The 11,695-nt window shown below is 67.0% G+C and carries 13 protein-coding genes and 1 pseudogene; 13 read left to right on the plus strand and 1 reads right to left on the minus strand.

Features of this window, described 5'->3' with window-relative positions; all coding sequences use genetic code 11:
• The first annotated feature begins 53 nt into the window (after positions 1-53).
• The 11 genes from LX16_RS15860 to LX16_RS26660 all read left to right on the plus strand — a co-directional run bounded on the left by LX16_RS15860 (position 54) and on the right by LX16_RS26660 (position 8,525).
• Positions 54-314: an AtpZ/AtpI family protein gene (locus LX16_RS15860; RefSeq protein ID WP_147139605.1), complete on the plus strand. Its 261-nt coding sequence runs from the start codon at positions 54-56 to the stop codon at positions 312-314.
• Positions 311-1,096, plus strand: a complete 786-nt coding sequence (atpB, locus tag LX16_RS15865) for a F0F1 ATP synthase subunit A (RefSeq protein ID WP_147139608.1) — start codon at positions 311-313, stop codon at positions 1,094-1,096. The genes LX16_RS15860 and atpB overlap by 4 nt, the downstream gene beginning before the upstream one ends.
• A gap of 84 nt (positions 1,097-1,180) precedes the next feature.
• Complete coding sequence (atpE, locus tag LX16_RS15870; protein WP_147139609.1) at positions 1,181-1,393, plus strand: ATP synthase F0 subunit C; 213 nt, start codon at positions 1,181-1,183, stop codon at positions 1,391-1,393.
• 42 nt (positions 1,394-1,435) lie between these two features.
• Positions 1,436-1,981 carry a F0F1 ATP synthase subunit B gene (locus tag LX16_RS15875; RefSeq protein WP_147139611.1) on the plus strand — a complete coding sequence of 182 codons (546 nt, stop codon included), beginning with the start codon at positions 1,436-1,438 and terminating at the stop codon, positions 1,979-1,981.
• Positions 1,981-2,805, plus strand: coding sequence for a F0F1 ATP synthase subunit delta (locus LX16_RS15880; RefSeq protein ID WP_147139614.1), 825 nt, complete (start codon positions 1,981-1,983; stop codon positions 2,803-2,805). Before LX16_RS15875 ends, LX16_RS15880 begins: the two co-directional genes overlap by 1 nt.
• A 50-nt stretch (positions 2,806-2,855) precedes the next feature.
• Complete coding sequence (gene atpA / locus LX16_RS15885) at positions 2,856-4,493, plus strand: F0F1 ATP synthase subunit alpha (protein WP_147139616.1); 1,638 nt, start codon at positions 2,856-2,858, stop codon at positions 4,491-4,493.
• A 3-nt stretch (positions 4,494-4,496) separates the two neighbouring features.
• Positions 4,497-5,417 (plus strand): F0F1 ATP synthase subunit gamma, encoded by a 921-nt coding sequence (locus LX16_RS15890; protein WP_147139618.1) that lies wholly within the window; start codon positions 4,497-4,499, stop codon positions 5,415-5,417.
• A 4-nt stretch (positions 5,418-5,421) separates the two neighbouring features.
• On the plus strand, positions 5,422-6,858 hold the full coding sequence (gene atpD / locus LX16_RS15895; protein WP_147139620.1) for a F0F1 ATP synthase subunit beta: 1,437 nt from the start codon (positions 5,422-5,424) through the stop codon (positions 6,856-6,858).
• 95 nt (positions 6,859-6,953) lie between these two features.
• Positions 6,954-7,262 (plus strand): hypothetical protein, encoded by a 309-nt coding sequence (locus tag LX16_RS15900; protein ID WP_147139622.1) that lies wholly within the window; start codon positions 6,954-6,956, stop codon positions 7,260-7,262.
• A complete protein-coding gene (locus tag LX16_RS15905; protein WP_147139624.1) occupies positions 7,244-7,678 on the plus strand; it encodes a type II toxin-antitoxin system VapC family toxin in 435 nt (144 codons plus the stop codon). The genes LX16_RS15900 and LX16_RS15905 overlap by 19 nt, the downstream gene beginning before the upstream one ends.
• A 292-nt stretch (positions 7,679-7,970) precedes the next feature.
• Complete coding sequence (locus LX16_RS26660; RefSeq protein ID WP_158645624.1) at positions 7,971-8,525, plus strand: MarR family winged helix-turn-helix transcriptional regulator; 555 nt, start codon at positions 7,971-7,973, stop codon at positions 8,523-8,525.
• Between the two features lie 61 nt (positions 8,526-8,586).
• Here LX16_RS26660 and LX16_RS28265 read toward each other — a convergent pair.
• Positions 8,587-9,679, minus strand: a pseudogene (locus LX16_RS28265) (oxidoreductase).
• Positions 9,680-9,735: 56 nt separating this feature from the next.
• Here LX16_RS28265 and LX16_RS15920 point away from each other — a divergent pair.
• Complete coding sequence (locus LX16_RS15920) at positions 9,736-10,110, plus strand: MerR family transcriptional regulator (RefSeq protein WP_147139627.1); 375 nt, start codon at positions 9,736-9,738, stop codon at positions 10,108-10,110.
• Between the two features lie 642 nt (positions 10,111-10,752).
• Positions 10,753-11,652: a hypothetical protein gene (locus LX16_RS15925; RefSeq protein WP_147139629.1), complete on the plus strand. Its 900-nt coding sequence runs from the start codon at positions 10,753-10,755 to the stop codon at positions 11,650-11,652.
• Positions 11,653-11,695: the final 43 nt, after the last annotated feature.

Below are 11,695 nucleotides of genomic sequence, written 5' to 3' on the forward strand. Positions count from 1 at the left end.
ATCGCAGGGCCGTTTTGGTCGCCGCCCCTCTGGCTGATATTGTCCGTCCCGAAATGACAGGTAACCGGAAGCCCCAGCCCAGAGGTGCTTCTGGTGCTGATCAAGGCTGGGCCGTCATCGGTTACCTCCTCGCGGGAATGCTCGTGTGGGGTGGTCTCGGATGGCTGCTCGACGAATGGCTAGGTATCCCCAAGCACCTCGGCACCTTTGTCGGCGTCGTCATCGGCGCCGCCGCGGGCCTGTACCTGGTGATCAAGAGATTCGGCCAAATCGAGAACCCAAACGACAACCAAGGTGAAGGGCGAAAACGGTGACCGGAGCTCCCGTAATACGCGCGGAGGGATTTCCCCCGGGTATCGAGAACTTCAATTACCGCGACTGGATCCCGGCGCTGCCCGATCATTTCCTGACCACGATCACCTTCTCGGTGTTCCTCGCGGTCGGTATCCTGATCTGCTTTTTCCTGGTCTCCTACCGCAACCCCCAGTTGGTGCCGACCAAGAAGCAGTGGATCGCCGAGTCGATCTACGGGTTCGTCCGCGACGGCATCGCCCGTGACATCGTGGGACCCGAGGGGATCAGGTTCGCCCCCTACTTCACCACGCTGTTCTGCTTCATCGCGCTGACCAACGTCTTCGCGATCGTGCCGTTCATCCAGATTTCACCGAACGCGCACATCGCGTTCCCCGCCGTGCTGGGCATCCTGTCCTGGCTGATCTACAACGTCGTCGGCATCCGCAAGCACGGCCTGTGGGGCTACGTCAAGATGAACTCCGTGCCCTCGGGTACGCCCATCGCGCTGTACCCGATCATCATCCCGATCGAGTTCGTGTCGAACCTCATCCTGCGGCCGATCACCCTCTCGGTGCGGTTGTTCGCCAACATGTTCGCCGGCCACATGATCCTGCTGGTGTTCATCCTCGGCGGTGTGGCGCTCATCGAAGCCGGTGGCTGGTTCATGGCCGCCTCCCCGCTGGCGTTCATCATGGCGATCGTCATGACCTTCTTCGAGTTCTTCATCCAGTTGCTGCAGGCGTACGTGTTCGTCCTGCTGACGGCCGTGTACGTCCAGGGATCACTGGCCGAAGAACACTAAGACCCCTGGTCGGGCTCGGCTCGGCCATGGACGACCGTGCGCGTGACGGACACGCCACGCAATCAATGAGGAGATAGAAACAACATGACTGGAAGCCTGAGCGTCATCGGCTTCGGCCTCTCCGCCATCGGCGGCGCCATCGGTGTGGGTCTGATCTTCGCCGCGTGGATCAGCGCCACCGCCCGCCAGCCGGAGTCGGCCGGTCTGACCCGCCCGATGATGTTCGTCGGTGCCGCCCTCGCCGAGGCCCTCGCGCTGTTCGGCCTGCTGCTCGCCTTCATCTACAGCGGCGGCTGAAAGCGGCCATGCCGGTTCGCTTGACACTCTTAGGGAGCACCCATGTACATGGCAGCAGGAGATGGCACCGGGATCATCATCCCGGTCTGGCAGGAACTCGTCGTCGGAATCATCGCCTTCGGGCTGCTGTGCTTCGTGCTGATGAAGTTCGTCTTCCCCCGCATGGAGGAGATGTACCAGAAGCGCGTGGACGCCATCGAAGGTGGACTGCGCCGCGCCGAGGAAGCACAGAACGAGGCCAACGCGCTGCTGGAGCAGTACCGCCAGCAGCTGGCCGAGGCCCGTACCGAGGCCGCCGGCATCCGTGACGAGGCCCGTGCCGAGGCGATCGCCATCAAGGACGACATCCTCACCGAGGCACGCACCGAATCCGACCGGATCATCGCCGCCGGCCGGGACTCGCTGGCCGCGTCGCGGCAGCAGCTCCTCACCGAGCTGCGTGGTGAGGTCGGCAGCATCGCCGTCGACCTGGCCGGCCGTATCGTGGGCGAGTCGCTGGCAGACGAGGCCCGCCGCGCGGGCACCGTCGACCGGTTCCTGGCCGAACTCGACGAGGGTCGCAGCGCCGACGCGGCGGGAGCACGCTGATGGCGTTCGCCGGACAGGAATCGTTGCAGGCCGGTCAGGACGCGCTCGCCGCCTACGCGAAGCGCGTGAAGACCGACACCCTGTTGAAGGTCGCCGGTGAGATCCTCTCCGTCCGCGACGTGTTCGCCTCCGAACCCCGGCTGCGCCGGGCGTTGACCGACCCCGGCCGGGAGGGCGCCGACCGCGCCTCCCTGGCCGAGCAGGTGTTGACGGGCAAGGTGACACCCGGGACGTTGAAGATCGTGCTGGCACTGGTCAAGGGCCGGTGGGGCACTCCGGGCGAGTTGCTCGACGGGCTCGAGACGGTCGGCGTGGACGCCATGCTGACCGCGGGTTCCGCCGACGACGTCCTGTCCGACGTGGAGGACGAGCTCTTCCGCTTCCGGCGCCTCGTCGACGGTGACTTCGAGTTGGCGGGTGTGATCGGCAACACCAGCGCGGATCCCGCCGGCCGGGCCGAACTGGTGAACTCGCTGCTGTCCGGCAGGGCCAACCCCATCACGGTGCGACTGGCGGAACTGGCGGTGCGCGGATACGGCGGGCGCGGGTTCGACGCCGGCCTCGCCGCGTTGATCGACCGCACGGCCGCCAAGCGCGACCTTCAGGTCGCCTACATCACGGTGGCGGCCCCGCTACCGCAGGACCAGGAGAACCAGCTGGTAGAACGGCTGTCCCGGATTCAGGGACGCCGGCTGTCGGCGAAGGTGACCGTGGATCCGGAGATCGTGGGCGGCATTCGTGTCCAGATCGGACACGACCTCTACGACGGCACCGTTGCCCGGCGCCTGACCGAAGCCCGAAAGGCGCTGGCCGGCGGTCGCTGACCCGACCGGTACCAGCTGATCCAACGAGAAACCGAGGGACTGAACTTAAGATGGCTGAGCTGACCATCTCCTCAGACGAGATCCGTAGCGCGCTCGACGCCTACGTTTCGTCGTACCGGCCGGAGATCTCCCGAGAGGAGGTCGGTGTCGTCACCGAGGCCGGCGACGGTATCGCCATCGTGGAGGGCCTGCCCTCGACGATGTTCAACGAGATTCTGGAATTCGCCGACGGCACCATCGGTATCGCGCAGAACCTGAACCCGCGCGACATCGGTGTGGTCGTCCTGGGTGACTACGCCGGTATCGAGGAAGGCCAGCAGGTCAAGCGGACCGGCCAGGTCCTCTCCGTGCCGGTGGGCGACAAGTTCCTGGGCCGCGTCGTCGACGCGCTCGGGAACCCGATCGACGACCTGGGCGACATCGAGGCCGAGGGCCGCCGTGAGTTGGAGCTGCAGGCTCCCAACGTCATGGCCCGGCAGAGCGTCTTCGAGCCGCTCGAGACCGGGATCAAGGCCATCGACTCGATGACCGCGATCGGCCGTGGCCAGCGTCAGTTGATCATCGGCGACCGCAAGACCGGCAAGACGCAGGTCTGCATCGACACGATCATCAACCAGAAGAAGAACTGGGAGTCGGGCGACCCGAAGAAGCAGCTCCGCTGCATCTACGTGGCGATCGGCCAGAAGGCGTCCACCATCGCGAGCGTCAAGGGCATGCTCGAAGCCCACGGCGCCATGGAGTACACCACGATCGTGGCCGCTCCCGCGTCGGACCCGGCGGGCCTGAAGTACCTCGCCCCCTACACCGGTTCCTCCATCGGCCAGCACTGGATGTACAACGGCAAGCACGTGCTGATCGTGTTCGACGACCTCTCCAAGCAGGCCGAGGCGTACCGCGCGATCTCGCTGCTGCTGCGTCGCCCGCCGGGCCGTGAGGCGTTCCCCGGTGACGTGTTCTACCTGCACTCGCGTCTGCTGGAGCGTTGCGCGAAGCTGTCGGACGAGATGGGCGGCGGCTCGATGACGGGTCTGCCGATCATCGAGACCAAGGCCGGCGACATCTCGCAGTTCATCCCGACCAACGTGATCTCCATCACCGACGGTCAGGTCTTCCTGGAGGAGGGCCTGTTCAACTCGGGTGTCCGCCCCGCCATCAACGTCGGTACCTCGGTGTCGCGTGTCGGTGGTGCCGCGCAGCCCAAGGGCATGCGCAAGGTCGCGGGCTCGCTGCGGCTGGACCTGGCGCAGTTCCGTGAGCTGGAGGCGTTCTCCGCCTTCGCCTCGGACCTCGACGCCGCGTCCCGTGCGCAGCTCGACCGCGGTCAGCGACTCGTGGAACTGCTGAAGCAGGGTGTGGCGCAGCCCTACCCGATGGAGGAGGAGATCGTCTCGATCTGGTCGGGAACCACCGGCCGTATCGACGACATCCCCGTCGGTGAGGTGCGCCGCTTCGAGAACGAGTTCCTGGCCTACCTGCGCCACCAGCACAAGGACGTCCTGGCCGCCATCGCGGATTCCGGCAAGCTGGAGGACGACACCGTGGCCGCGCTGGAGAGCGCCATCGGCAAGTTCAAGGCCGGCTTCCTGGCCGCGGACGACACCGTGACGGTCAACGAGGCTCCCGCCGAGGCAATGGAAGGCGACGTGGAGGGCACCTCCGTGCAGCGCGTCGTCCCGAAGAAGGGCTAGTTCATGGGTGCGCAGCTACGTGTGCTGCGGCGGCGGATCAAATCCACTCAGTCCATCAAGAAGATCACCAAGGCGATGGAGCTGGTGGCCACCAGCCGGGTCGGCAAGGCGCAGACCCGGGTGGCGGCGTCGATGCCGTACGCCAACGCGATCACCGGTGTGATGACGGCGCTGGCGTCGACGGCGAACATCGACCATCCGTTGCTTCAGCCGCGCAAGACGGTCCGCCGTTCCGGCGTCCTGGTCGTGACCAGCGACAAGGGTCAGTGCGGTGGTTACAACACCAACGTGATCCGCACCGCCGAGCAGCTCATCTCCCGGCTCAACGAGGAGGGCAAGTCGACCGCCCTGTACGTCTCCGGACGTAAGGGCATCGGCTACTACACCTTCCGCAGTCGTCAACTGGCCGGCCAGTGGTCGGGTTTCTCGGACAAGCCGTCGGTGACGGACGCGGCCGAGATCACCAAGACGCTGCTGGCGGCGTTCGTCAACGGCGCCGACGACGAGGGTGACGCCCCCGGCGCCGACGGTATCCTCGGAGTGGACGAGCTCTACATCGTGCACACCAAGTTCGTCTCGCTGCTGACCCAGGCCCCTCAGGCGAGGCAGCTCGCGCCGATGGAGGTCGAGGACGTCGAGACCGGCGTGCTCCCGGCGTACGAGTTCGAACCGGAGCCGGACGCCCTGCTGGACGCGTTGTTGCCGAAGTACCTGACCACTCGGGTGTACGCGGCGCTCATCGACGCCTCGGCCGCGGAGTCGGCGGCACGGCGGCGCGCGATGAAGAGCGCCACGGACAATGCGGAAGAACTGATCAAGACCCTGACGCGGGAGCGCAACGCGGCACGTCAGGCCGAGATCACCCAAGAGATCAGCGAGATCGTCGGCGGCGCGAGCGCGCTGGCCGCGGCGGGAAGTGAGTAAAGGAATGTCGACCGCGGTAAGCAACGGAACGGGACGTGTCGTCCGGGTCATCGGCCCGGTCGTCGACGTGGAGTTTCCGCGCAACGCGATACCCGAGATCTACTTCGCCCTCAAGGTGGACGTGGAACTGTCCGAGGGCAAGAAGACCCTCACGATGGAGGTCGCGCAGCACCTGGGCGACAACACGGTGCGTGCGATCTGCATGCAGCCCACCGACGGCATGGTGCGTGGCACCGAGGTCCGCAACACCGGCGCGCCGATCAAGGTGCCGGTGGGCGACGGCATCAAGGGCCACGTCTTCAACACCATCGGTGAGTGCCTGAACCTGAAGCCGGGCGAGGAGATCCAGGCCGACGACTACTGGCAGATCCACCGCAAGCCGCCGGCGTTCGCGTCCCTGGAGCCCAAGACCGAGATGCTGGAGACCGGCATCAAGGTGCTCGACCTGCTCGCCCCCTACGTCAAGGGTGGCAAGATCGGTCTGTTCGGTGGTGCCGGTGTCGGTAAGACCGTTCTGATCCAGGAGATGGTCATCCGGGTGGCGAACAACTTCGGTGGTTCGTCGGTGTTCGCCGGTGTCGGTGAGCGCACCCGTGAGGGCAACGACATGATCGCCGAGATGGAGGAGTCCGGCGTTCTGGAGAAGACGGCCCTGGTGTACGGCCAGATGGACGAGCCGCCGGGCACCCGTCTGCGGGTGGCGCTGTCGGCGCTGACCATGGCGGAGTACTTCCGTGACGTGCAGAACCAGGAGGTGCTGTTGTTCATCGACAACATCTTCCGGTTCACGCAGGCCGGTTCGGAGGTTTCGACGCTGCTGGGCCGTATGCCGTCCGCGGTGGGTTACCAGCCGACCCTGGCCGACGAGATGGGTGAGCTGCAGGAGCGGATCACCTCCGTCCGGGGTAAGGCGATCACCTCGATGCAGGCGATCTACGTCCCCGCCGACGACTACACCGACCCCGCGCCGCACACCGCGTTCACCCACCTGGACGCGACCACGAACCTGGAGCGGAAGGTGTCCGACAAGGGCATCTACCCGGCGGTGGACCCGCTGGCCTCGTCCTCCCGGATCCTGGAGGCCGAGATCGTCGGTGACGAGCACTACCGGGTCGCCACCGAGGTGAAGCGGATCCTGCAGAAGTACAACGAGCTGCAGGACATCATCGCCATCCTCGGTATGGACGAGCTGTCCGAAGAGGACAAGCTCACGGTCGGCCGGGCTCGCCGGATCGAGCGGTTCCTGTCGCAGAACACCTACGCGGCCAAGCAGTTCACCGGCGTCGAGGGCTCGTTCGTCCCGGTGAAGGAGACCGTCGAGGCGTTCGACAAGATCGCCAAGGGCGAGTACGACCACTTCCCCGAGCAGGCGTTCTTCATGTGCGGTGGTCTCGAAGACCTGCACCGCAAGGAAGAGGAACTGCGCGCCTCGACCAGGTAGTCGGCACGTACGTCAGATGCCCCCGCCCGGATTCCCGGACGGGGGCATCGCCGTGTCCGGGGTGGGGACGATGCTACCGGTGGTAGCATGATCTCATGGCACCTCATGATGATTCCGACGCGATCTCCGTCGTTCGTAGTCGGCTCGGGCTCGCCGAGAACTCCCCGTTGCTCGGTAAGAACTCTGAGAAGTTGAGCATCTCGCTGCCCGCGGCGTTGGCGGAGTCGCTGCGCGACGAGCTGGACAAGGGCGAGATCAGCTCCTTCGTCGCTGAGGCGGTGGCTCTGCGGCTGGAGTGGAAACTCCTGGAGGACCTCGATCGCGAGATCGATGCACGCAGGGGCACTCCGATTCCTTCGGAGTACCTCGAGGAGGCGGAGACGGCATGGCCGGACGTCGACTGAACGCCGGCGGCACATTGTTCCTCGACTCTGAGGGCCTGGTGAAACTCGCGCGCGACGACGCGCGTGCGCAGGCGTACCTGCGTCGGGCACGAGCGCGGGCCGCTTCCGTGTGTCTCAGTGCCGTCACGTTGACCGAGACCCTGCGCGGACATCCTCGCGATGCCGAACTGCATCGAGTGCTACGCCGGATCAACGTCCTGTCGGTTAGTCCGGCGATCGCACGTGCCGCAGGGGAGCTTCTGGGGCACACCGGCTTGTCGGGGCACCGTTGTGCGATCGACGCGATCGTCGCCGCGACCGCCATGGCTTGTCTACGCCCGGTCGTCATACTCACCAGTGATCATGGTGATCTGGCCAAATTGGTTCAGGAGCCATCGGTGGCACGGGCGGAGGCCGTGGTGGTGCAGCGGATCTGAACTGCGCGTGGTGTGCGTTGTGGACGGTGGTGCTGTTCCCGGGAGGCGCGGCCGTTCGGCCGGTGACGGAAGGGACTCTCCGAGGCCGTCTTCGATCCTGCTGTTCTGCTGCGCGTCGCCCGGTCGGCGCCTCGCGGCGTTGTCGAAGGCAATGCTGCTGAGGCGTCCTGCGTACAACACCGGTACGCAGGACGCCCTTCGCCTTGCGAAGGCACTCGACCGGACACCGCTCGCGACGAATGAGGACCGAAGACGGCCTCTAAGGTGGAGTCCCACCGGCGAGGAGGTCCAGATGGCATCGGGTAACGACAGGGGCGACGACACCGACGATCTGGTCAGGCGCTGGGCGTCGGTGGTTCCCGGGATCGATCCGCGCGTGGAGGGCGTGGTGGACCGGCTGTTGATCTGCGCGCGTTACCTGGACCGGCTCGCCGCTACCCTGGCGGCGGAACACGACATCCAGTTCTCCGACTACGAGATCCTGGCGCGGCTGTTCTGGGTGGGGGAGCCGCACCGGTTGCGGCCCAGCCAGTTGGCGGCCGGGACCATGACGGCGGCGACCACGATCACCAGCCGCCTGGACCGGTTGCAGCGGCGGGGGTTGATCAGCCGGGTACCCGATCCCACCGACCGGCGGGCGATGGCCGCCGAGTTGACCGACGAGGGCGGGGAACTGTTCACGCGCATCGTGGAACGGCAGGCGGAGGCGGAGCGGCGGATCTTCGGGGACGTGAGCCCGGCCCGCCTGGACCGGTTGGCGGGCCTGCTCAGTGAGACGTTGACGGTTCTGGAACGCCACCTCGGACCGCCACCGCGTCGCGTCCGGCTGGCGTTGTCCGAGGACTGACGGCGACACCGGGACGTCACCGAGTGCGGATACGCCGGGCATCGGAGGGGCGGCGTGCCGGCTATGTGAGCGACGGGTAGTCGGTGTAACCGGTGGCGTCGCCCCCGTACATGGACACGTCCCGTCTGACCGGATTCAGTGGGGCGCCGGTCCGCAGCCGCGCGACCAGATCGGGGTTGGCCAGGAACGGACGCCCGAAGGAGATCAGGTCGGCGCCCGCCGCCAGCAGCTCCGCGGCGGCGCTCGTTCCACCATCGGCGGGAAGCGGCAGTCGGCGGCCGAGCACGGGATTGGCGATGAGGGGTGCGGGCCAGCGCCGCCGGAGTTCCCCGAACAGCGGTGCCGCCGGGTCGGCGTAGCCGACGTGGAGGTACGCCGGGCCGACGGGCGCGAGCGCGTCGAGCAACGCGGGGAAGAGCCGGTCGGCGTCGTCCATGGCGATCCCGTTGATGAGGTTGTCCGGTGAGATGCGCAGGCCGGTCCGGCCCGATCGCATCGGCCACCGCCTCGACCACTTCGACGACGAACCTGATGCGGCGCGGGACCGATCCGCCGTAGGCGTCGGTGCGGTGGTTGGTACTCGTGGCGAGGAACTGGTTGAGCAGGTATCCGTTGGCGGAGTGGACCTCGACCCCGGCGGCTCCCGCCCGGACGGCGAGCCGCGCCGCGGCGGCGAAGTCCGCCACCGTCTCGCGGATGTCGTCGGTGGTCATCTCGCGTGGCACCGGGGCGTCGCGTTGCCCACTCGGCGTCTGGACGGTGCCCGGCAGTGCGATCGGAGAGGGCGCCACCGGCACGAGCCCGCTGTTGTCGGGATGGCCGATGCGGCCCCCGTGTTCCATCTGCAGAAAGATCCGGCCGCCGGCGGCGGTGACCGCCTCGGCGACGTGACGCCACCCGGCGGTCTGGGCCTCGGTGAACAGGCCGGGGATGCCGGGATAGGTGTATCCGACCTGGTTCGGGGTACTCGCCTCGGCGATGATGAGCCCGGCGGTGGCGCGCTGCGCGTAGTACTCCGCCATGATCGGTGTGGGTACCCCGTCGGCGGTGGCACGGTGGCGGCTCATCGGTGCCATGACCAGCCGGTTCGGCAGGTCGAGTGAACCGAGGCGTGTGGGTGCGAAGAGGGGCGCTGTGGTGGAGGTGTCCGTCACGCGACTACCGTAGAACTTCACATCGGCGTCAGGTTCAAGGAAATGTGAGGCAGCCCATGCGTATCGGTGAGCTCGCTCGGCGGACCGGAGTGAGCACCCGTTCGTTGCGCTATTACGAGCAGCGTGGGCTGCTGGAATCCGCGCGCACGCCCGGCGGGCACCGCCAGTACGCGGAGTGGACGGTGGACCGGGTGATCCGCATTCAGACGTTGTTCGCGGCGGGGCTCCACAGCGACGTCATCGCCGGCCTCCTGCCGTGCATGCACGACCACGACGGCACTCCGAACGAACGGGCCACCCACACCCTGGCCGAGGAGCTGTCCGCCGAAGCCGAACGCATCGACCGTGCGATTGCCGACCTGACCCGTAGCCGGGCCGTCCTGGACGAGGTCATGACGACCGCCCGGCTCGGTCGCGACGACGGATCGTGAGGGCGGGACCTTGAGCGACGGCCGCACCTCCCGCCGGGACCCGGCGGCGGTGTTCCTCAAGTGGCCTTGCGGTTCGGCGCCCGGTGTCGCCGGTGTGGACGCCCGGTGCATCGCCGGCGAGTACATGGACGTGGACCGCCGGTTCGCCACCCACATGCCGCAGGTCACGGGGTTATCCACAATCCCCACGTCATCCACAGGCGTGCGGCTACGGGGATGACACCACCCTGGATCCGGTTCTACGCTCGAAGTATGGGGCGGAGGTTGGAGGCCCCCTGAGTCCAGCGGAGTTGCGGGGCGGGGACGGTGTGGGCGCTCGCTCCTACGGCCTTCTGATCGGGTCGGTGCCGATCGCCTGCCGCCTGCCCGTGCCGCCGCTTCGGCTGTCTGGTGCACCGGTGATGGTGACGGCGAACGGTCTTCTGTGACGTGTCGGCCGTCCGTCTCTGTCGGTGTGAACGCGGTGTTCCTTTGTCGTGCAACGAGAGCGCGTCGTCGGCCGCTCCATTACTACGATTTCGGATAGTACGAAATCGTGGTAACTTAATCCACGTTCGTCAATATATGGCTTCGTGCGCCCGGCCCACCCGAGTCGGGGCCGGCGATCCGGTAGCCCACCGACCGAGCCGACAAGGAGCGAGAATGACACGCACCCGAATACTGCGGCGGATCACCGCCGTCCCGATCATCCTGGCCGCGTTGTTCGCCGGCCTACTCGTATCGGCCTCCCCGGCACACGCCGACGCATACGCGACGGTGGGTAACACCGACGGCGACGGCCTGAACGTCCGGCAGGGTCCGAACACCTCCAGTGCGGTGGTGGGTTCGGTGGACACCGGTGACGCGGTGTGGATCGCCTGCCAGGCGTACGGCGAGTACGTGACGAACACGTACGGTTTCACCTCCAACATCTGGGACTACTCGACCGCGCTGGGCGGCTACCTCGCCGACGCGTACATGGCGACCGGCCACGACGGCCGCATCCCCGGCGTCCCACTCTGCGACGACGATCCGCCCTCCGACGGTGACATCGTTCCGATCCGGCAGAACCAGGGACAGTGGACCCAGTGGGAGGACTGCGGGCCGACCAGTGTGGTCACCGCGCTGCTCGCGATCGGCGTGACCCCGCACGGGTACAGCGCCGGGTACCCCGTCGAGGCGATCCACCGCGCCCGCGAGGACATGGGCCTGCAACGCGACGTCCGCACCGGCGGTACCAACGAGAACCAGGTCAACACGGCCTTCGCCTCCTACGGGCTCAGCAGCTACACGAGTTGGAACTTCGACAACTCCCTGGCGCACGTGCGAAACGGCGGTGCGGCCGTGATGGCCGGTAACACCCGTGGCCTGAACTGGCCGGTGAACGTCGCCGACCCGAACGGGGTGCCGCACTTCCTGACCGTCGCCGGATACGACTCCGGTTCGGGCTTGTACATCGTGCTCGACCCGATCGCGGTCAACAACACCGTCAAGTACGCCAGCGCGGCGACCCTGTGGGCGTACTGGGACAACTACCTGGGACGCGCGGCCGTCCTGGTCTGACCTTCCCCCTCGCCGGCGGCGCACCGTGCCGGGTGCGCCGCCG

Source organism: Stackebrandtia albiflava (assembly GCF_007994225.1).
GTDB lineage: Bacteria > Actinomycetota > Actinomycetes > Mycobacteriales > Micromonosporaceae > Stackebrandtia > Stackebrandtia albiflava.

What these genes read in the sequence shown, in the direction of transcription:
- atpD (WP_147139620.1), top strand. Translation starts at nt 5,422, where the DNA reads ATGTCGACCGCGGTAAGCAACGGAACGGGACGTGTCGTCCGGGTCATC.
- LX16_RS15900 (WP_147139622.1), top strand. Translation starts at nt 6,954, where the DNA reads ATGGCACCTCATGATGATTCCGACGCGATCTCCGTCGTTCGTAGTCGG.
- LX16_RS15875 (WP_147139611.1), top strand. Translation starts at nt 1,436, where the DNA reads ATGTACATGGCAGCAGGAGATGGCACCGGGATCATCATCCCGGTCTGG.
- LX16_RS15920 (WP_147139627.1), top strand. Translation starts at nt 9,736, where the DNA reads ATGCGTATCGGTGAGCTCGCTCGGCGGACCGGAGTGAGCACCCGTTCG.
- LX16_RS26660 (WP_158645624.1), top strand. Translation starts at nt 7,971, where the DNA reads ATGGCATCGGGTAACGACAGGGGCGACGACACCGACGATCTGGTCAGG.
- atpA (WP_147139616.1), top strand. Translation starts at nt 2,856, where the DNA reads ATGGCTGAGCTGACCATCTCCTCAGACGAGATCCGTAGCGCGCTCGAC.
- LX16_RS15905 (WP_147139624.1), top strand. Translation starts at nt 7,244, where the DNA reads ATGGCCGGACGTCGACTGAACGCCGGCGGCACATTGTTCCTCGACTCT.
- LX16_RS15880 (WP_147139614.1), top strand. Translation starts at nt 1,981, where the DNA reads ATGGCGTTCGCCGGACAGGAATCGTTGCAGGCCGGTCAGGACGCGCTC.
- atpE (WP_147139609.1), top strand. Translation starts at nt 1,181, where the DNA reads ATGACTGGAAGCCTGAGCGTCATCGGCTTCGGCCTCTCCGCCATCGGC.
- LX16_RS15860 (WP_147139605.1), top strand. Translation starts at nt 54, where the DNA reads ATGACAGGTAACCGGAAGCCCCAGCCCAGAGGTGCTTCTGGTGCTGAT.
- LX16_RS15890 (WP_147139618.1), top strand. Translation starts at nt 4,497, where the DNA reads ATGGGTGCGCAGCTACGTGTGCTGCGGCGGCGGATCAAATCCACTCAG.
- LX16_RS15925 (WP_147139629.1), top strand. Translation starts at nt 10,753, where the DNA reads ATGACACGCACCCGAATACTGCGGCGGATCACCGCCGTCCCGATCATC.